Consider the following 19,614-nt stretch of genomic DNA (forward strand, 5'->3'; position numbering starts at 1 on the left):
GCCCGGCAGGCACGGTCCGAGGTTGCGAGGCAGGCCAGGGCCCGTGCCCGGCGGGTCAGGCAGCCCGGGGGCCGCAACCCAGGCCCCCGGGCTGCCTGTACGCCGGAGCCCTGGGGCACGGCCTCGGGGGCAGCACGACCGGAAGCCCGCACTCCGGCGTGTTACTTACGCACTGCGTGCGACCGGTGGCGTCGTCCCGGTCCTGTCCCTCTCCGCCTCGACGCGGATTTCGGTTCGCTGTGTCGTGCCGTTGACCGTCACCGCGAGCGTGATCGTCCCGGGGCGCAGCGCCGTCAGTTCGCCCGTCGCCGGATCGAAGGTTGCCGCGTGCCGTGGCCGGGCGTCCTTCGCTGAGCCGATGTGGAGGTTCGGGGAGCCCGTCCAGTCCGCGCTCAGCGGGAAAGCGACCGGGACCCGGCGCGCGCCCTGGGTGGCAGTTGCTTCCACTTCCGCGCCGCCGCCGGGAGGCAGTACGGACGGGGCGTCGAGTGCCAGAGCGTCCACGTGGGCGCGCGTCTGGACCGACACCCAGTCAGGGGCACCCTCCCAAGGGCGCTGCCGGGCCATCGCCTGCTCGGTGCGTGAGACCTTGTCGACTCCCACCAGCGACCAGCCGGTGAAGCCGCCCTCGTCCGCCGGGCCCGCCGGCGCCTTGCCGGAGTTGCCGTTGATGAGGTAGGGCACGCCGTCCAAGTGCGCGGCGTGGAAGACCCCCACGTGGCTGCCGATCAGGCCCGCGCCCTTCCCGGTCGTACGCCGGAAATCGGCCAGCCGGCTCTCGATCAGCGCGGCCTCCTTGCGGTCCCCCAGCTGGCTGCCCTTCTGTACGGTCGGGTCGCGCGGCGGGACGTGTTGGATCAGCATGACCGAGCTGACGCGGTCGTCCTTCGAAGCCGATTCGAGCTGCGCGTGCAGGTTCTTGATCTGTGCGAAGCCGCCGCCGCGCAGACTGAGGCTCGACGTGTCGAGGGTGATGAAACGGGTGCCCTCGTGGTCGAACGTCCGGTGCGCCGGGCCGAATTCGGCGACGAAGTTGTCGATCTTCCCGCCCATCACCTCGTGGTTTCCCGGTACGTAGTACCAGGGCAGGGCGTCCCCGAGTTCCTCCGTCAGGACACGGCGGGCGAAGGCGAGGTCCGCCGGTGAGCCCTCGTCGACGAGGTCGCCGTTGACGACCAGGAAGTCCGGCTTCGCCGCCCTGATCTCGCGCAGGGTCCGCCGCGCCTGCGCCACGATCGCGCTGTCCGGGTCGCGGGCGACGAACTGGGCGTCGGACATCACCGCGAACTGCCAGTCCCTGGCCTCTGTTTCGGCCGCCGTATCGATGAGCGGGTCCACGGGCACGGGCTGGTCGGGGAGTACGACGGTGGGCGGGACTTGCGCGGTCAGAGTGTCCACGACGATCTCGCCCATGTACTGCTTGGCGGCCGCCGTCTCGGCCAGGTAGAAGCGGTGCACTCCGATCGGCATGGCCGCGCCCGGCGGCACGGTGAAGGTGACCTGCCGCCAGCCGGTCCAGGTGATGAACGGGCCGCGCAGGAGCTGGTCGGAGCCGGCCGCGTCCTTCAGGTGCAGCGTCGGCCAGGCGCCCTTGCCGTCACCCTTGATCCACATCTTGAAGGACTGGGGCTGGCCGGCCACCGTGACCGGCGGCCGCGGCGGGTTGGCGTAGGCGGCGCGGGTCGCCGTCGACTGCGTGAAGTCGTAACTGAGCTTCAGCCCGGTGCCGGTGTGGCCTTCGGGCGTCGCCGCGACCGAGCCGCTCGCGCGGGCCTGGCTGAAGGTCCAGGACGCGGCGTCGTCGAACGCGGATACCGCCTGTTCGGTCAGGCCGACACTGACGGCGAGCGAGGTGACCTTACCGGCCACGGTGGCCTTGATCTCGCCGGCGCCGCTGCCCGTGCGGGAGGCGATGGTGAAGTTGCCCCGGCCGTCGTCGCGGATGTCGAAGAGCGCGCGGTCGTAGTCGAGCTTCACGTCACGCGGTTCGACGGGTGCGCCTGTGCCGTGGGCGTCGTATCCGATGATGCCGAACGCGCCGCTCGCTGCCGCGTCCGCCAACCCCACGCGTCGCGTGGTCGGTTCGACGCGGGCGAGGTCGTCGAGGACGGTCAGTCGCGTGCCGCCCTCGGCGGGTCCGCGGTGTGCGCGTACCTGTGTGGTGCCGCTGCGGCGCGCCGTGAACAGCCCGTCGCCGTCGACCCGGCCCACGGACGCGCGGGAGCTCTGCCAGCGCGGGTCCCCCTGCGCCGGACCGTACGTCTCGTCGTAACCGGCCGCGGTGAGCTGCCGCGTCAGGCCGGGGAAGACCCGCTCGGGATGGCCACCCTTGACGGGGTCGGCGGTCGGTGCGCTGCCGGCGGGCGTACGCGTCTCGACCCAGTAGCCGCGCAGGCGGCCGCTGCCGTCGGGGGCGGTGAGAGCGAGGCCGTTGGGCACGGTGCGTTCGCTGCCGTCGGACGGGCTGTTCTCCACCTGGAGTGCGTCGCTGCCGGGTTGGCGGGCGATCAGGGTCGACGAGCCGCCGCCGTCGAGGTTCAGCGCGCTGTGCGATCCGGCGCGTTTCATCATCACGGCCAGCTCGGTGAGGGTTACGCCACCGCTGTCGGCCTGACGGCCGTCGACGGTGATTACGTGCATCTCGCTGCCGTCCTTGGAGAAACCGACGGCGGTGCGGGGCGCGGCGGTGTTGTTGCCCTGGCCGTCGTGGTTCTGCGGTACGCCGTCCACGACGAGCAGTTCGCGGCCGCCGACGGCGGTGCGCGGCACGGGCCCGCTGTCGGTGCGGGCCTCGTACTCCATCGCTACCGGGTCGCCCGGCTCGAGCGCGTTCAGGGCCGCCGCACCGGCCTCGCGACCGACGAGGACCGTGGTGTCCTCGGGGATGGGCCCGGTGCCGGGCCGGTCGTCGACGGCGACGACCTTTCCGTCCCGTACGACCGCTTCGGCGACGGGAGTCGCGGCGTCGACCGTCAGCGCGCGGTCGGCCGCGCCCCAGCCGGAGTTGTACGCTCCCACTCCCCCGGGCGGGACATTGGCGGCGTTGTACGCCGCCAGGGGGTGCGTACCGGTGGGGAGGGCGAGTGTGCCGTCGAAGTACAGCTGGAGTACGCGGCCCGCACCGCCGGGACCGATTCCGACGGCGCGGTGGACGCCGGGGGCCGGGGAGTGGACGGGCTTGCCGTCCTTGATGCCGGGGCCTTGGGGGGCGCCGGTCTGGTTGATGTCGAAGAAGTCCGCGTTGATGGCGGCGACGGTACGGCGGCCTTCGCCCGGGTCGTGCGCGGCGGCGAGCGCGGAGACCGAGCGGCGGTCGGAGACCTTGCCGGAGGAGAGGTAACCGGCCTGGACGCCGCTGCCGCTGCCTCTGCCGCTGCCGCTGCCGGCGAGGTCGACGGAGAGCGAGTCGACGCGGAGCCACTTGTCCGATTCGAGGCGGTCGTACGACGTGAGGCGGATGCCGGGGGCGATCGGGCGAGCGCTGCGGGCGGTCTCGATGCCGTCGCCGTCGATGACGGATCTCGGGCTGCCGGCCGGGGCGCTCGCGGGTGGTGGAGCGACGGGCCTGAGGATTTCCGCGGAGTTGCGGGGACGGGGGTCGAGGGTCGCATCTGGGGTCGTATCGGCGGCCGCGGGGGCGATCGCCCCGGCGGTCAGTGCGGTCACCGTCGCGAGGAGCACGACGGGCCGTCTGAGGTAGCCAACTGTGCCAGGGCCCACAAGTCCTCCTGAGGAACGGCCGGTTGGGCGGGCAGCGGGCAGTAAGCGCTGTCGCCCACAGCATTGCCGCCGCGCGCGCCGACGCACCAGGGGGCGACCGAGGCCTCGGGGAAAACATGCGGCACCGATGAGGTGACGCCGAGTCGGGTCCGGACCGCCCCGGCGACCACGGGGTGCGGTTCCGATCACGTTAGGACGCGCGGCGAGGGTCGCGCGGGTAGTTGTTGACCACCGGACGCGCGCCCATCCGTTCGGCCTTGCGGTGGCCGACTGTCCGACGATGCGCCGGACACCGGCTCGGCGGGGCCGGCGGCGGCCCTGCCCTGCGGGGCCTGTTCCCCACCCCGCCCCTTCCCGAACTGGGGACAGGCCGGGGGGCCAAGCCCGGGCCGGGGCCCGGGGCACGGGACGGCCAAGCCCGGGACCGAGCCCGGGGCACGGGCCGAGGACAAGGCCGGAGCCGGTGGGGTGTCAGGCTGGTACTGATGGGCGGGGGTTCGTCTCGCGGCCGGCCGCGTGTGACCTCATGCCCAGTTCCTCCGTCGGCACCCGATACGTCTCCCGCGCCGTAGCGATCGCCACCGCGCTGATCGCGCACAGGACCGCCGTGAAGATGCCGACGCCCTCCCAGCCCCGCAGTCCCAGCCAGCCCTCCGGCGATGCGATGCCCGCGGCCGAGGCGACGGCGAAGCCGGCGGCCGCGAAGCCGATCTGGGTGCCGATGGCCATGCCCGACATGCGGACCCGGGCCGAGAACATCTCGCCGTACAGCGCGGGCCAGATGCTGTTGGCGGCGGAGTACACGATGCCGAGGCCGACGATGCCCGTGAGGAACACCAGCGGGTAGTTGTGGGAGTTGATGGCGCCCAGGTAGGCGAACATCATCACCGGGCTGCCGATGGCGCCGACCAGGAAGACCGGCTTGCGGCCGATGCGGTCGGAGAGCTTGGCCCACAGTGGGATCGCGCCCAGGGCAACGGCGTTGGCCACGACGCCCACCCACAGCATCACCGCCTTGTCCAGGCCGACCTCGTCGCTGGTGGCGTAGCTGAGCGCCCAGATGTTGAAGATCGTGGTGACGGTGGCGATGAAGGCCGCGCACGTCACCCGCAGCACGTCGGCCCAGTGGTCGCGGAAGAGCTCGGCCACCGGCATCTTCGCCACCGTGCCGCCGGCGACGGCCTGTTCGAAGACGGGCGTCTCCTCCAGCCTGCGCCGGATGTAGTAGCCGAGGACTGTGACGCCCGCGCTGAGCCAGAACGGCACGCGCCAGCCCCAGGTGAGGAGGTGCTCCTCGGGGAGCGCGGCGATCGGGATGAAGATGAGGGTGGCGATGATCTGGCCGAACTGGGTGCCGTTGAGGGTGAAGCTCGCGTAGTAGCCGCGGCGGTGCGCCGGTGCGTGTTCCAGCGACATCGACCCCGCGCTGGCCTGTTCGCCCGCCGCCGACAGTCCCTGCAGTACGCGCAGGAACACCAGCAGGGCGGGCGCGAGGCCGCCGATCTGGTCGCGGGTGGGCAGACAGCCGATGAGGAAGGTCGAGACACCCATCAGCATCAGTGTGAAGAGCATGATCTTCTTGCGGCCGTACTTGTCCCCGATGTGCCCGAGGAAGAAGGCGCCGACGGGGCGGGCGGCGTACGCGACGCCGAACGTGGCGAGCGACTGGAGCGTCGCGGTCGCCGGATCGGACATGTCGAAGAAGACCCGGGAGAAGATCAGCGCCGCGGCGCTGCCGTAGATGAAGAAGTCGTAGTACTCCAGAGCGCTGCCGATCCATGCGGCCACCGCCGCTTTGCGGGGCGTCCCCTGCGGCTTCGGTCCGCCGGCATCTGCGCGGACTGTCTGGTCGGTCACGTGGTACTCCTCGTCGAGTGTCCCGCCGCGGCGAAGTTACGAACCAGGTAGTTCATAAGCGCGATGCCGACATGTTTCAGCCACGTTCCGGCCATGTCAAGGGTCCTGGGCAGATCATCAATCGCCTCACCGGCAAGGCGCCTCGCCACTTTCCCTGTGTGTCGAGGATGGGCTATAAACAATTAACCGTTCAGTACATTGCGCCAAGGAGAGCCCATGCCGCACCTGTCCCGCGTGCTGGTCCTCAACGGACCGAACCTCAGTCTCCTCGGCCTTCGGGAGCCCGGGCTGTACGGCTCCGCCACCCTCGCGGACGTCGAGTCCCTGTGCCGGGACGTCGCCGCCCGCCACGGCCTCGATGTCGACTTCCGCCAGAGCAACCACGAGGGCGAGCTCATCGACGCGGTGCACGAGGCACGTTCCGGCGCCGCCGCGGTCGTCGTCAACGCGGCCGGTTACACGCACACCTCCATCGCCCTGCGGGACGCCCTCGCGACCGTGGACGCGCCTGTCGTCGAGGTGCACATCACCAACATCCACCGGCGCGAGCCGTACCGGCACCGTTCCTACGTCGCGGAGGTCGCCGACGCGATGATCTGCGGCGCCGGGGTCCACGGGTACGCCCTCGCCCTCACCCACGTCGCCCACCTCCTGGAGAAGAACGCAGCATGACCTCGACCTCGGCTGCCTCGGGCCCGTCCCCGGCCCCGCCCTCGTATCTGATCGGGCTCATCGGGTCCGGAATCGGCCCGTCCCTCAGTCCCGCGCTCCACCAGCGCGAGGCCGGGCACCACGGTCTGCGTTACCTCTACCGGCGCATCGACCTCGACACGCTCGGCCTCGGCCCCGACGATGTGGGCGCTCTCGTGCGTACGGTGCGCCGGCTCGGGTACGACGGCCTCAACATCACCCACCCGGGCAAGCAGACCGTCATCCCGTACCTCGACGACCTGTCCGAGGACGCCAGGGCGCTGGGCGCGGTCAACACCGTCGTCTTCGCGAAGGACGGCCGGTCCCGCGGGCACAACACCGACTGGAGCGGCTTCGCCCAGTCCTTCGCCCGCGGGCTGCAGGACGCTCCCACCCGCCGGGTCGTGCAGTTGGGCGCGGGCGGCGCAGGAGCCGCCGTCGCGCACGCGCTGCTTACCCTCGGCGCCGACCGCGTCACGCTCGTCGACGCCGACAGGAGCCGGGCGGCGGCCCTCGCCGCCGAACTCACCGCACGCTTCGGCGCCGGCCGGGCGTACGCCGGGCCCGAGGAGCAGCTCGGGGCGCTGCTCTCCGGGGCCGACGGGCTGGTGCACGCCACGCCCACGGGCATGGCCCACCACCCGGGACTGCCGTTCCCCGCCGAACTGCTGCATCCGGGGCTCTGGGTCGCCGATGTGGTCTACCGGCCCCTCGACACGGAGCTGCTGCGCCAGGCGCGGGCGCTCGGCTGCCGCACGCTGGACGGCGGCGGCATGGCGGTGTTCCAGGCCGCGCACGCGTTCCGGCTGTTCACGGGGCTGGAGCCGGACCCGGTCAGGATGCTCGCCCACATGGCCGCCCTCGTCGCCGCCTGAGGGCCGCGGCCCTCAAGGACAGGAGTTCCCCCATGCGCATGCGCAAGTCGATCGCCACCGTCTCCGTCAGCGGTTCCCTCACCGAGAAGCTGGAGGCCGTCGCCCGGGCCGGGTTCGACGGCGTGGAGATCTTCGAGAACGATCTGCTCGGCTGCCCACTGCCGCCGGAGGAGATCCGCAAGCGGGCCGAGAGCCTGGGCCTCGGCATCGACCTCTATCAGCCCTTCCGCGACTTCGAGGCGGTCGCACCCGACCGGCTCGCGGACAATCTGCGGCGGGCCGAGCACAAATTCCGGATGATGGAGCGGCTCGGCGCCGACATGATGCTGGTCTGCTCGAACGTCTCCCCCGGCGCGGTCGACGACGACGCGCTCGCCGCCGAGCAGCTGCGTCTGCTCGCCGAGCGGGCCGCGGACCACGGCATCAAGCTCGCGTACGAGGCGCTGGCCTGGGGCCGCCACGTCGACACGTACCTGCGTGCCTGGCGGATCGTACGGATGGCCGATCATCCGAACCTCGGCACCTGTCTGGACAGCTTCCACATCCTGTCGCGCGGTTCGGACCCGGGCGGCATCGAGGCGATCCCCGGCGAGAAGATCTTCTTCCTCCAGCTCGCCGACGCCCCGCTGCTCGCCATGGACGTACTCCAGTGGAGCCGCCACTACCGCTGCTTCCCCGGCCAGGGCGGCTTCGATCTCGCCGGGCTGCTCGCGCACGTCCTGCGCACCGGCTACGCGGGCCCGCTGTCGCTGGAGATCTTCAACGACAGCTTCCGGCAGGCGGACACCGGGCGGACGGCCGTCGACGCGATGCGGTCCCTGATCGCGCTGGAGGAGTCCGTCGCGCAGGTGCTCGGCACCGGCTCGCCCCTCCCCCGGCCCGCGCAGCCCGACGGCTTCGCCTTCGCCGAGCTTGCCACCCGTGATCACCATCGCCTGGGCGGGCTGCTCGGTGCGCTGGGATTCGCCCGTACGGGACAGCACGAGACCAAGCCGGTCGAGCTGTGGGAACAGGGCCGCGCCAGGATCCTCCTCAGCCGCCTCCACCCCGAGAGCCCCACCGACACGTCCCTGGTGGCCATCGGGCTGGAGTCCCCGGACCCGGCGCTCTGCGCGGAGCGCGCCAAGGCCCTGCTCGCGCCCGTACTCCCCCGCCATCGCGCCCCCGAGGAGGCGCGGCTCGACGCCGTCGCGGCGCCGGACGGCACCGAGCTGTTCTTCTGCGAGGCCGGACAGCCACGCTGGCGCGAGGACTTCGACGCCGTGACGCCGCCCGAGGGCCACATCGGCCGCATCGATCATGTGGCGCTCAGCCACCCATGGGACCAGTTCGACGAGGCGGCGCTGTTCTACCGCTCCGTGCTCGGGCTGCGGCCGCACGAGAGCGTCGAAGTGGCCGATCCGTACGGTCTGTTGCGCAGCCGCGCCATGTCGAACGCCGCCGGTACGGTCCGCCTCGCCCTCAACATCGCGCACGTCGGGGCGGCGCGGGAGCTGCCCGGGCAGCACATCGCGCTGGCCGACGACGACATCGTCGCGACCGCGCGCCGGCTCCGCGAGCTGCCCGACGACGTACTGCTGCCGATTCCCGACAACTACTACGACGACCTGCGGGCCCGCTACGACCTGGGCGAGGAGCGGCACCGGGAACTGCGCGAGCTCGGGCTGATGTACGACAGGGACGATGAGGGCGGCGAGTTCCTGCACCTCTATACGCTCACGGTCGGCCGGGTCTTCTTCGAGATCGTGCAGCGCGTCGGCGGCTATCGCGGTTTCGGCATGGCCAACACCCCGGTACGGCTCGCCGCCCAGCACGCGCCCGCCCCGGCCCCCGCGCCCGCCGCCCCCGCTCCGGAGGGTGACCGGTCCGCGCCATAGGATGGGAGCGTCAACGCGTCGACCGGTGGAGCCCCATGACCTCGCAGCCGGCCCCACAGGCCAACAAGGACCGCCGGCGGGACGCCGACCGCACCAAGGCGGAGATCCTCTCGGTCGCCACGCGGCAATTCGCGCGGCAGGGCTACACCGGCGCCCGGGTGGACGAGATCGCGTCCCTCATGCGCACCACCAAGCGCATGATCTATTACTACTTCGGCAGCAAGGAACAGCTCTACACCGCTGTCCTCGAGCAGGCTTACGCCGAAGTACGGTCCGCGGAGCGCGCCCTCGACGTCGACCATCTCGGTCCCGTCGAGGCGATCCGCACGCTCGCCGAACTCACCTTCGACCACCACGACGCGCACCCCGACTTCATCCGCCTGGTGAGCATCGAGAACATCCACCAGGCCGAGCACATCCGCAAGTCGCCGGCGCTCGCCAATCTGGGTACGCCCGCACTCGACCTGATCAGCAAGATCTTGGAGGCGGGCCGCGAGAGCGGCGAGTTCGTCACCACCGCCGACGCCATCGACGTACACATGATGATCAGCGCGTTCTGCGTCTTCCGGATCGCCAACCAGCACACCTTCGAGGCACTGTTCGGCCGCGACCTGACCGCCGCGAAGCACCGCGCGCGCCACCGCCGCATGCTCGGCGACATGGTCGCGGCCTACCTCACCGAAGGGGCGCGTGCGCCGGGCGCGTGACTAGCCGACTGCCGGATACGGGTGGGGCGTACCCAGATAGGGGAAGTCCAGGAACAGGTCGGTGTGCGGGCCGATGTGGTCACCGGCGACCTTTCCCGCGGAGATCATCGCCAGCCGGGCGGACGTGACGTCGTCGGTGAGGGCGCGGCCGTTGGGGTAGCGGGCGGGCTGGTCGCGGTCGTAGCGCAGGATGTCCGGCAGGACCGTGCGCAGGGTCTCCTCCGCGGCGTGCGCGTCGTAGCCGCCGGTGTGACGGAGCACCTCCGTCCACGGATGGCTGTACGTGGCCCAGTCGTCGGCGGGGTGCCCTTCGTTGTACGTCTCCTTCGCCTCGTCGGCGTTGAAGTACGCGGTCAGTGACGGGTGCGCGCCGCGGTCGACCGACTTGAGCGCGCCCTCCTGGCGCACGCTGACCCGCGCCCACACGCCGATGACCGGGTCCGGGCAGAGCTCGTCGCTCGGGACCTCCAGCACGATGCCCAGGACGTTCTTGTCGGCTCCCCAGTCCACGCCGGTCCACTGGAAGTCCTTGACGATGCCGTCCAGGTCGGCGAAGAACGGGTCGCTGCGCAGGCCGGCGGAGAAGAGGTACGGGCCGGACTCGGCCACGTGGGGCTGCGGCCCGAGCGCGACCGGCACCTCGGTGAAGATCTGCTGACCGCCGGGCTCCGGGTCGAGGGCCTGCGCACCCGTCGCCCAGTACACGGTCGCGGTCTGCCGCCCGTCGACGGCCGGGGAGAAGACGAAACTGAACGCCGCGTCGGCCCGGTCGTCGCCGTCCATGTCGACATCGATGCGGTAGACCGCGTCCGGGTGGAACGCCGCGCCCGCGGCCGGGGCGACCGGGTGGACGTTCATGATCAGCACGGTGCGTCCGCCCGGCACGGTGAACGCGAACAGGTCCGTCAGATCCAGTCGCGCATCGTCCATGGGCGACCGCAGATTCGGCCCGCTGAGGTGATGAGACATGTCTCCCACCCTCAGCCCCGGGCCCCTTCCGCGCACGGTGGCGCCCGCCATCCGTGGGCCCCGGGCGGTGTACGGCGGAGCCCCGTCCCCGTACGGTGTGGGGCGCACCGTCCGGAACAGGTATCGGTATCTGGAGGACCGGGCTCATGACCGTGACCACGCACCGGCGCCCACGGCGCCGTCTCCTGCCGGCCGTCCTCGCACTGGCTCTGGCCCCGGTGTCCTTTCTGTTCGCGTGGCTCATGCCCGCCTCGGGCGCGGTCGCGCCCTCGCAGGACGCCTGTCGCACCGTCGGTGACAGCATGCCGCGCGGTGACTGCGGACCTTTCCGGCAGGTCTTCGCCGAGGACTTCAACGGGGACACGGTCGCGCTCGGCTCCTTCAGCGACTGCGACCACAACGCGGACACGAAGGACGCGTACTGCGCCGGCCTGGAAGGCACGTACCGCGACGAGTGGTGGGCGTATCCGAGCAGTTGGCAGGACACGGCGACGTCCGGCGCCGACGGCAACGCGGTCAGGCCCGTGGGCGGCAACTACCACCCGGAGGACACCGTCAGCGTCGGTCCCGCCGAGAGCGGCGACGGGCGGATGAGCATCCGGATGTGGCGGCCGGAGGACGGCGGGCCCGTCCACGCGGCGGCCGTCGTACCGAAGAAGCTCATGGAGCAGACGTACGGGAAGTTCAGCGAACGCTTCCGGGTCGTGAAGGCCGCGCCGGGCTACAAGTCGGCGCACCTCTGGTACGGCAACGGGTGCGAGATCGACTTCCCGGAGCAGAACTGGACCGACACGATCACGGCGTTCACGCACCCCTGCGACGGCGGGCGGCAGGACATGTTCGCCACCGGGGCCCGCTGGACGGACTGGCACACCACGTCCGTCGAGTGGACGCCGCGGGAGATCCGCTACTACCTGGACGGCGTGCTCATCGGGTCGAGCACGCGCGGCGTACCGTCCGGGCCGCTGTCCTGGGTCCTGCAGAACGAGAGCGCGCTGTACGGTCCGCCCGCCGCACCCGGTTCGTCGGCGCAGATCGATATCACGTGGGTCGCCGGTTACGTATACGAAGGCGCCGCGTACGAGGGTGAGCCGGCGGGGAGTTGAGCGAACGGATCGACGACCTGGAGCCCGCCGGGCCTTCCCGGCGGGCTCCATTCGTGAATTCAACGCGTGCCATTGCCAGTGGACTTGCACAGCTCTACGCTCACACGATCCCTCTCATGAACAACGTTCACATATGGGGAAGTGAGACATGCGAAGCAAACTCCTCGCCACCACGATCGGCCTCACGGCCGCCTGCGGTCTGTTCCTGGCGCCCGGCGCCCGTGCGGAAGTCGAGCCCGGCGGCTGGACCTCCGTATCGCCGTCGTTCAACGTCCAGGAAAGGGGGTGCGGTCAGGTCGACAACCTGACCTTCACGCTGACGTGCTCCACCACGAGTGGCGACCAGCGAGCCGAGCGGCGGTACGCCACGTACACCGGAGGGACCCGCCAGTTCGAGGGCTACTTCCGGATCAGCAGCATGGGCGGCACGCGCGTCAGCCTCAAGCAGACCTTCAACGACTCCGCGCCGGGTCCGTACTTCATGCTGGCGGCCGAGCGCGGCGGGCGCCTGTACGCCGTGCACGGCGGCGACACGCTGTCGAACGCGGGGACGGTCGGCGCGACGGTCCGCGTGAACACGGTGCACCAAGTGGGCAGCGAGCACCGTACGTACATCAACGGCTCCTTGAAGCACACGTACGGCAGTCCTGGCGGCAGCTTCTACGACAAGTTCGGCGCGTACCGGACGAACAGCGGCAGCGGACCGGCCACGGTGATCTGGAGCAACGTGAAGTTCTGGCGCAAGTGACCGCGACGGCCAGGCCATGGGCCGGGGCCACGGCAGCGGCGCTCGTCCTCGCACCGGCCGCCTGCACTCCCCCGCCCGCCGCGGAAAAGGCCCCGCCCACCGTCACGCGCCTCACGGCTGCCCTCGACTCGCCCGTCGGCATCACCCTGCGGTGGACGGGCGAGGAGAGGGGCGCCGCCGGCCGCGTCGTCGAATTCGCGACACAGGCGCGGGGCCCGTACACGATCCTCCAGTACGTGCCCTTGAGCCGGCGGACGTACCGGCATCCGGACCTGATGCCCGGGACCCCGTTCTATTACCGTCTCCGCCCCTACTACGGCTCCGCCTCACGTCCGGTCGAAGTCGCCCTGCCACCCGGAGGGTTGTCGGCGAGGGACCAGAAGGACGACCACGAGTGGGCGCCGCCACGCACGGTGGGGAGCCGCGTCGTGTCCACGCATGCCGTTCGGGACGCCGGCTCCGCGCCGGCCGGCCTCACAGCAACCGTCAAGCACGCCAACGGGATCCGCTTCACCTGGACCGACCACGCCGCCGACGAGCAGGCCCAGTTGCTGGAAATCAGGCCCGCGGGCAGCCGCTCGTGGAAGCCGGCCGCCGTCCTGGACCCCGAGGTCGATTCCTTCGGACTGATCACCCTCCCCGACGAGAAGAAGGCGTCCTACCGGATCCGCGCCATCGCGTACGGCGAGCCGTCCAACGGCGTACACCTGACAACCGGCGCGGAGCCCGCCCCTTCGGCTACATCCCGCTGAGTTCGCGCACCGTCGCCATGTCGCTGAACGGGATCAGCAGCTCACCGACGATCTGGTAAGGCTCGCTGCCCTTCCCGGCGACCAACACGATGTCGTCGGGTCCGGCGGCGGAGAGCGCGTACTCGATGGCGCTGCGGCGGTCCGCGTACCGCTCGAACGGCGTTCCGGTCGCCTCGAGGCCCGGGGCGATCTGGTCCAGGATCTCCTCGGGATTCTCGTTCCTGGGGTTGTCCGAGGTCAGGACGCACAGGTCGGAGTGGGTCCCGGCGATCTCGCCCATCTCGGCGCGCTTGGTGATGTCACGGTCCCCGCCGCAGCCGAAGACGGTGACGACCCGTCCCTTGGCGAAGCCGCGGATGGTGGTCAGGACCTTGTCGAGCGAGTCCGGGGAGTGCGCGTAGTCCACGATCACGGAGGTGCCCGCCGGCGTCCGGAAACGTTCGAAGCGCCCCGGGGCCGTCGGCATCCGGTCCAGCGCGGCGACCAGGCCCGCCAGGTCGTGCCCCAGCACATGGCAGGCGGCGACGGTGGCCAGCGCGTTGGCGACCGAGAACCGGCCGGGCACGGGGATCGCCGCCGGGTACTTGCGGCCCTCGTGGTGGAGGGTGAACCGCGTGCCGTCGCCGTCCATGCTGAGGTCCGTCGCCCGGTAGTCCGCCTCGGCGTCCAGGGCGTACGTCGTCACCGCGTCCGGCATCATCGCCACGATCGAGGCGCCCACCGCGTCGTCCACGTTGACGACCGCGCGCCGGCAGAGCCCTTCGAACAGGCGCAGCTTGGCGTCCCGGTAGTTCTCCATGGTGCCGTGGTCGTCCAGGTGGTCCTGGGTGAGGTTGGTGAAGATGCCCACGTCGATGAACGAGTCGTCCACCCGGTGGGTCAGCAGCCCCATCGAGGTGGCCTCCAGGACCACGGTGGACACCTCGCGGTCCCGCATGCGCCCGAGCAGGTACTGGAAGTCCGGCGACTCCGGCGTGGTCAGCACCGACCTCGGCATGGGGATCACCTCGTCCCCGATCCGGCTGCCGCCCGTCCCGATGACGCCCACCTCGGCGCCCTCGGCGATCCGCAGCAGGGACTCGACCATGTAGGAGACGGAGGTCTTCCCGTTGGTGCCGGTGACCGCCACCATGTCCATGGCCCGTCCGGGCTCACGGTAGTAGCGGGAGGCGACGGCCGCGGCCGCCTTCCTGATGTCCGGCACGCGTACGACGCAGATGCCCTCGGCGGCCGGGGAGGCCTTGTCCATACCGTCGACGAGCACCGCCACCGCGCCGCGCGCGATCGCGGGGCCGACCGCCTCGGGACCGCCACCGACGTGACCGGGCACGGCGATGAACAGGGTCCCCGGCGTTGCCCGGTGGGCGTCGAAGCAGGTGCCCGCGGTGATCGTCGTCTCCGGATCCCCCGCGAGGACCTCGTGGTCATGGCCGGCCAGCAACTCGCTCAACTTCACAGGGGTCCTCTCGGGGGGGTACGGCGACGGCCGGTCGTCCGGCGTCGGCAAAGGCGGCGCCCAGGGCTGGGAGGCCCGGGTCACGGAGATGTCACAGCTGAGTACAAATACGTACAGAAAGGGGCGAAAGGGAGAGAGTGCTACGTGCGCCGAGCGGAGAAATCCGGACCAGAAACCGGTGGGCAGCAGCCGGGCTCTGCCGGTTGCGGGAGAAAGGGAATCGCTAGCCGTGGCCGTGCAGGGCCCGGCACAGGGCATGAGGAGGCCGGGTCAGGCACTCCCCGGCTCCATATGTGCTGCGACTCATGCTCTCGAGTGTACGGCCCCGGAGCGGCCCGGAGCACCCCTGTGAAGGGGGGCCGGAGCCCCGGTGGCACACTGGCCGCCGATTCGCCGAAGGAGCACTCCATGCCGTTGATCCGCACTCTCAGCAGGGCGGTTCGCCGCGCCTACCGCCCGAATGTGGATCTCAGCCACCCCACCCGGTCCCCGCTCGGCAGCGCGGTCGTCAACTGCGTCGTGTACGAGGACGGCGCACGGCGCCCCGGCGACTGTCCGGCGGAGGAAGCCCTCGCCCGGGTCCGCAAGGCCGGCCAGGGCTTCGTCTGGATCGGGCTGCACGAGCCGTCGGAAGAGGAATTCGCGGGTCTCGCCGAGCTGTTCGGGCTTCATCCGCTGGCCGTGGAGGACGCCGTACAGGCGCATCAGCGGCCGAAGGTGGAGCGGTACGACGACGTGCTGTTCGCCGTCTTCAAGACCGTCCACTACGTCGAGCACACCGAGCTCACCGCCACCAGCGAGATCGTGGACACCGGCGACCTCATGGTCTTCACGGGGCCCGACTTCGTCATCACCGTCCGGCACGGCGGCCGTGGCTCGCTCGGCCCGCTCCGTGAGGCCCTGGAGTCGGCGCCCGAGCGGCTGGCCATGGGCCCCGCCGCCGTGCTGCACGCCGTCGCCGACCAGGTCGTCGACGACTACGTCCTGGTGGCCGAGGCCGTGCAGGACGACATGGACGCGGTCGAGACGGCCGTGTTCAGCGAGCCTGCGGGCCGCGGCGACGCCGGCCGGATCTACCAGCTCAAGCGTGAACTCCTCGAGCTCAAGCGGGCCGTGGCGCCGCTGGCCCGGCCGCTGCAACTCCTCGCCACCGAGTCCATGCCGACCGTGGGACCGGAGATCCGGACGTACTTCCGCGACGTCGCCGGGCACCTGAGCAGAACGGCCGAGCAGATCGCCGCATTCGAGGGACTGCTCGACTCGATCCTGCAGGCCCATCTGGCGCAGGTGACGATCACGCAGAACGAGGACATGCGCAAGATCACCTCATGGGCGGCGATCGTCGCCGTACCGACCATGATCTGCGGTGTCTACGGCATGAACTTCGACCACATGCCCGAGCTGCGCTGGACGTACGGCTATCCCCTCGCCCTCACCGTCATGACCGTCGCCTGCTTCGCCATCCACCGGGCCTTCCGCCGCAACGGCTGGCTATGACCTCTTGACCACGATGTCGCCGCCCACGACGACGGTCTCGGCGACAGTGCCGGGGATGTCCTCGGGCGCGGCCCGAAGGATGTCGCGGGACAGGACGACGAAGTCGGCGAGCTTGCCGACGGTCAGCGAACCTCGCTCGTGCTCGAGGAAGTTGGCGTACGCCGAACCCATGGTGTAGCCGTGCACGGCGGTCGCCACGTCGACCGTCTCGCCCGGCATCCACGGCTCGCCGCCACCGAGCGGGCGGCGCGTGACAGCGGTGTAGATGCCCACCATCGGGTCCATCTCGGCGACGTTCCAGTCGCTGGAGAAGGCGAGCACCGCACCGGCCTCGTGCAGGCTGCGCATCGGCCAGGCCTTGTGCCAGCGGTCCTGGCCGACGTTCTCGGCCCAGTCCTTACCGGGGCCGGCTATCTCCGGGGCGCTGTGGCGCGGCTGCATGCAGGCGACGACGCCCAGTTCCTTGAAGCGCGGGGTGTCCTCGGGGTCGAGGCATTCGACGTGGACGACCTGGTGGCGCGCGTCGCGTGGCCCGTTCGCGGTACGGGCCCGCTCGACGGCGTCGAGGACGGTACGGATGCCCCGGTCGCCGGTGGCGTGGACGAAGCACTGGAAGCCGCGCGCGTCCAGCCGCGTCAGCAGCTCCGCGAACTCCTCGGGCGGGTAGAAGGTGTCGCCCCGGTGGTGGCCGCAGCCGGTGTAGGGCTCGAGGAGGGCGGCGGTGCGGGGTTCTACGACATCGTCGATGTAGAGCTTGAGCGGGCCTACGTTCAGCCGGTCGTCGTCGAAGGTGCGGGCGGCCGCCGCGAAGTCGTCGAGGTCGGCTTCGGTGGTGCCGCGCGGGTGGAAGAGGGCCGCGACGATCCGGGAGCGGAGCCGGCCCTCGGCGCGGGCCCGCTCGTACAGGGCGAGGTCGTCGAGTGAGTTCTGCGGCTCGACGACGGTGGTGATGCCGTACGTGATCGCGTCGTCGAGGCTCTGCGCGAGGCGTCCGTACTGCCGGTCGGGCGACGCCCACGGTACGGCGAGTGCGCGCAGGGCGCGGTGGCCGTCGCGGGAGAGGCCCTTGACGGCGAAGTCCTTGACGAATCCGGTGGGTTCGCCGGTCTCGGGGTCGGTCTCGGCCTCGCCGAAGGGCAGGCTCGTACGGCCCTTGGCGATGCCGAGGCGGCGCATGGCCGCCGTGTTCAGCCAGGCCGTGTGCACGTCGTAGCTGAGGACGAAGGCGGGGGTGTCGCCGGTGACGGGGTCGAGGTCTTCGGCGCGGGGCATCCGGCCGTCCGGGATCGCCGAGTAGTCGAAGGCCTCGGCCTCGATCCACTCGGCGTCGGGGTGGGCGGTGTGCCAGGCGCGGATGCGCTCGTGGATGCCGTCGAGCGTACGAACGCCTGCGAGCTGCACGCAGGCGTCGTCGGAGCCGAGCCTGACGTGGTTGTGGGCGTCGATGAAGCCGGGCAGCACGAGCCGGCCGCCCGCGTCGACGACCTCGGTGTCCGGTCCGGTCCACCGCTCGGCGTCGGAGTCGGCGCCGAGCCAGGCGATACGCCCGTCGCGTACGGCGAGTGCCTCGGCTTCGGGCCGAAGGGGGTCGACGGTGTGGATGCGGGCGTTGACGAGGAGCAGATCGGCCGGGGTGGTAGGGGGCATGAAGTGAACTCCTGGGGATGCGGTGCGCTTTTTCGGGGGCGTTGGGGTCGGTGCCGCGCCGGGGCGTCTCCTCGGGCGTCGAACGTTCGGGTAGTGCGTTGCTTCTTCGGGCGTGTTGCGTTCAACGCCCTGCGGGGAGCGCCCCGGCACGTCCCCTCCCGGCACCGTGACTCGTACGGCGGGGTCAGGCGGTACGCACGGGCCTGCGGGCGGTCAGCGCCCAGTAGGTGAGCGCGGAGACCACCGAGCCGAGGAGGGTGAGGTCGGCGCCGCCCAGCGGGGCGACCAGGGGGCCGGTCCACAGCTCCGAGTCGGCGGTGAGGCCGGCGAAGACGATGCCGGCGAGCAGGGCCGTCATGCCCGCCGGGTGGTAGCCCGCCCGGTACCAGTACGCGCCGCCCGGTCCGGCGTGCAGGGCCTCGGCGTCGTAACGGCAGCGGCGCAGCAGCATGTCGGTGAGGAATACGCCGGCCCACGGGGCGAAGACGATGATCAGGAGGGAGAGGAAGGAGAGCAGCGACTCGGTGAAGTCGGCGAAGAAGAGGGCCCAGAGCGAGCCGATGGCGGTGACGGCGGCGCTGATGAGGATGGCCCGCGACCGGCTCCAGGGGATGCCGAGTACCTGGAGGTTCAGGCTGGAGGAGTAGAGCGTGATGATCGAGTTGGTGACGGAGCCGAGGAGGACGAGGGCCAGGAAGACCGGCTGGAACCAGCCGGGCAGGAGCTGCTCGGTGCCCGCCACCGCGTCGGTCATGTCGGTCTGAGTGGCGGCGGCGACACCGGCGACGCCTAGCGCGACCGAGGAGAGGAAGCCGCCGAGGGCTCCGCTCCAGGTGATGGAGCGCAGGGTGGTGGTCTTGGGGAGGTAGCGGGTGTAGTCGGCGGGCATCGGCACGTACGAGAAGGGGCTGGACAGCATGACGACGAAGGCCAGGCTCCAGCCGGCGGCGCCGGGACCGACGGCGGGGGCTGTGATGTCCGCGCCGGGCAGGACGAAGACGAGCAGCGCGCCGAAGCCGGCGGCCAGGACGTACGCCATCCAGCGTTCGGCGAACTGCACGGTGGCGTGCCCCCACATGGCGACCGCGAAGGTCAGGGTGAGGGTGACCAGGAGGGCGAGGGCGCGGGCGGTGTTGCCTCCCTGCCAGCCGATCTGGGCGAAGAAGGCTTCCAGCGCGAGGGTGCCGACCACCGTGTTGACGATGGTGTAGCCGATGCTGACGATCCAGTTGAGTACTCCGGCGGGCCAGTTGCCGCGCGTGCCGAAGGCGGCTCGGGAGATCACGAGCGTGGCTGTTCCGGTACGGATGCCACTGAGGCCGGCGGCGCTGATGACGAAGAAGGCCAGGCCGCCGACGACCACGACGGCGGTCGCCTGCCAGAACGACAGGCCGAAGGCGACGGCGAGCGCGCCGTTGATCACGTAGGTGAAGGTCAGGTTGGAGCCGAACCAGAGCCAGAAGAGGTCCTTGGCGCTGCCGTGCCGCTCCTCGTCGGGGATGGGATCGATGCCATGGGTCTCGACGTGGAAGACCTCGTCGCTCTTCGGTTGCCGCTCCGCCGTGTGCGTTGCCATGCCACTCCCCAGCCATACCTTGAATGCCGTTCTAAGAGTTAGAACGGCATTCAAGATGCGTTGCCGCTCCCCCACCCGTCAAGACCTCGACGCAAATCCGCGGCTAAGGTCGTGACATCCGGTACGAACGGTGGAAA

The 19,614-nt window shown here is 70.9% G+C and carries 14 protein-coding genes; 8 read left to right on the top strand and 6 right to left on the bottom strand.

The genetic code is table 11. The features are described from left to right. Positions 1–165: 165 nt before the first annotated feature. The gene (locus AC1P0E_RS01810) at positions 166–3,720 is read right to left on the bottom strand and encodes a phosphodiester glycosidase family protein (protein WP_482740376.1); all 3,555 of its coding nucleotides are present in this window, start codon (positions 3,718–3,720) and stop codon (positions 166–168) included. Between the two features lie 471 nt (positions 3,721–4,191). Beyond that, positions 4,192–5,577 (bottom strand): MFS transporter, encoded by a 1,386-nt coding sequence (locus AC1P0E_RS01815; protein ID WP_482740377.1) that lies wholly within the window; start codon positions 5,575–5,577, stop codon positions 4,192–4,194. A 216-nt stretch (positions 5,578–5,793) separates the two neighbouring features. On the opposite strand from AC1P0E_RS01815, the gene aroQ reads away from it, so the two are divergent. Genes aroQ through AC1P0E_RS01835 form a run of 4 tightly spaced genes read left to right on the top strand, consistent with a single transcriptional unit; the run spans position 5,794 to position 9,726 of the window. Then, on the top strand, positions 5,794–6,249 hold the full coding sequence (gene aroQ, locus AC1P0E_RS01820; RefSeq protein ID WP_482740378.1) for a type II 3-dehydroquinate dehydratase: 456 nt from the start codon (positions 5,794–5,796) through the stop codon (positions 6,247–6,249). Continuing rightward, positions 6,246–7,142 carry a shikimate dehydrogenase gene (locus AC1P0E_RS01825; protein ID WP_482740379.1) on the top strand — a complete coding sequence of 299 codons (897 nt, stop codon included), beginning with the start codon at positions 6,246–6,248 and terminating at the stop codon, positions 7,140–7,142. The genes aroQ and AC1P0E_RS01825 overlap by 4 nt, the downstream gene beginning before the upstream one ends. A gap of 38 nt (positions 7,143–7,180) precedes the next feature. Further along, a complete protein-coding gene (locus AC1P0E_RS01830; protein WP_482745616.1) occupies positions 7,181–9,019 on the top strand; it encodes a bifunctional sugar phosphate isomerase/epimerase/4-hydroxyphenylpyruvate dioxygenase family protein in 1,839 nt (612 codons plus the stop codon). A gap of 35 nt (positions 9,020–9,054) precedes the next feature. After that, positions 9,055–9,726, top strand: coding sequence for a TetR/AcrR family transcriptional regulator (locus AC1P0E_RS01835; protein ID WP_482740380.1), 672 nt, complete (start codon positions 9,055–9,057; stop codon positions 9,724–9,726). Here AC1P0E_RS01835 and AC1P0E_RS01840 read toward each other — a convergent pair whose 3' ends face one another. Beyond that, positions 9,727–10,695 carry a DUF4331 family protein gene (locus AC1P0E_RS01840; protein ID WP_482740381.1) on the bottom strand — a complete coding sequence of 323 codons (969 nt, stop codon included), beginning with the start codon at positions 10,693–10,695 and terminating at the stop codon, positions 9,727–9,729. Positions 10,696–10,841: 146 nt separating this feature from the next. On the opposite strand from AC1P0E_RS01840, the gene AC1P0E_RS01845 reads away from it, so the two are divergent. The 3 genes from AC1P0E_RS01845 to AC1P0E_RS01855 all read left to right on the top strand — a co-directional run bounded on the left by AC1P0E_RS01845 (position 10,842) and on the right by AC1P0E_RS01855 (position 13,301). Beyond that, positions 10,842–11,801 (top strand): glycoside hydrolase family 16 protein, encoded by a 960-nt coding sequence (locus AC1P0E_RS01845; RefSeq protein ID WP_482740382.1) that lies wholly within the window; start codon positions 10,842–10,844, stop codon positions 11,799–11,801. A 148-nt stretch (positions 11,802–11,949) separates the two neighbouring features. Continuing rightward, a complete protein-coding gene (locus AC1P0E_RS01850) occupies positions 11,950–12,549 on the top strand; it encodes a hypothetical protein (protein ID WP_482740383.1) in 600 nt (199 codons plus the stop codon). Then, positions 12,546–13,301, top strand: a complete 756-nt coding sequence (locus tag AC1P0E_RS01855; protein ID WP_482740384.1) for a fibronectin type III domain-containing protein — start codon at positions 12,546–12,548, stop codon at positions 13,299–13,301. The genes AC1P0E_RS01850 and AC1P0E_RS01855 overlap by 4 nt, the downstream gene beginning before the upstream one ends. Here the strand turns inward: AC1P0E_RS01855 and AC1P0E_RS01860 are convergent. After that, positions 13,288–14,757: a UDP-N-acetylmuramoyl-L-alanyl-D-glutamate--2,6-diaminopimelate ligase gene (locus AC1P0E_RS01860; protein ID WP_482740385.1), complete on the bottom strand. Its 1,470-nt coding sequence runs from the start codon at positions 14,755–14,757 to the stop codon at positions 13,288–13,290. The genes AC1P0E_RS01855 and AC1P0E_RS01860 overlap by 14 nt on opposite strands. Positions 14,758–15,165: 408 nt before the next feature. On the opposite strand from AC1P0E_RS01860, the gene AC1P0E_RS01865 reads away from it, so the two are divergent. After that, positions 15,166–16,254, top strand: coding sequence for a magnesium and cobalt transport protein CorA (locus AC1P0E_RS01865; protein ID WP_482740386.1), 1,089 nt, complete (start codon positions 15,166–15,168; stop codon positions 16,252–16,254). Here AC1P0E_RS01865 and AC1P0E_RS01870 read toward each other — a convergent pair. Both AC1P0E_RS01870 and AC1P0E_RS01875 read right to left on the bottom strand, forming a co-directional pair. Continuing rightward, a complete protein-coding gene (locus tag AC1P0E_RS01870; RefSeq protein WP_482740387.1) occupies positions 16,249–17,901 on the bottom strand; it encodes an amidohydrolase in 1,653 nt (550 codons plus the stop codon). The genes AC1P0E_RS01865 and AC1P0E_RS01870 overlap by 6 nt on opposite strands. A 184-nt stretch (positions 17,902–18,085) precedes the next feature. Continuing rightward, positions 18,086–19,477 carry a purine-cytosine permease family protein gene (locus AC1P0E_RS01875; protein ID WP_482740388.1) on the bottom strand — a complete coding sequence of 464 codons (1,392 nt, stop codon included), beginning with the start codon at positions 19,475–19,477 and terminating at the stop codon, positions 18,086–18,088. Between the last annotated feature and the right edge of the window lie 137 nt (positions 19,478–19,614).

The sequence above is a fragment of the Streptomyces sp. TRD_SC_5 genome (genome assembly GCF_056836825.1).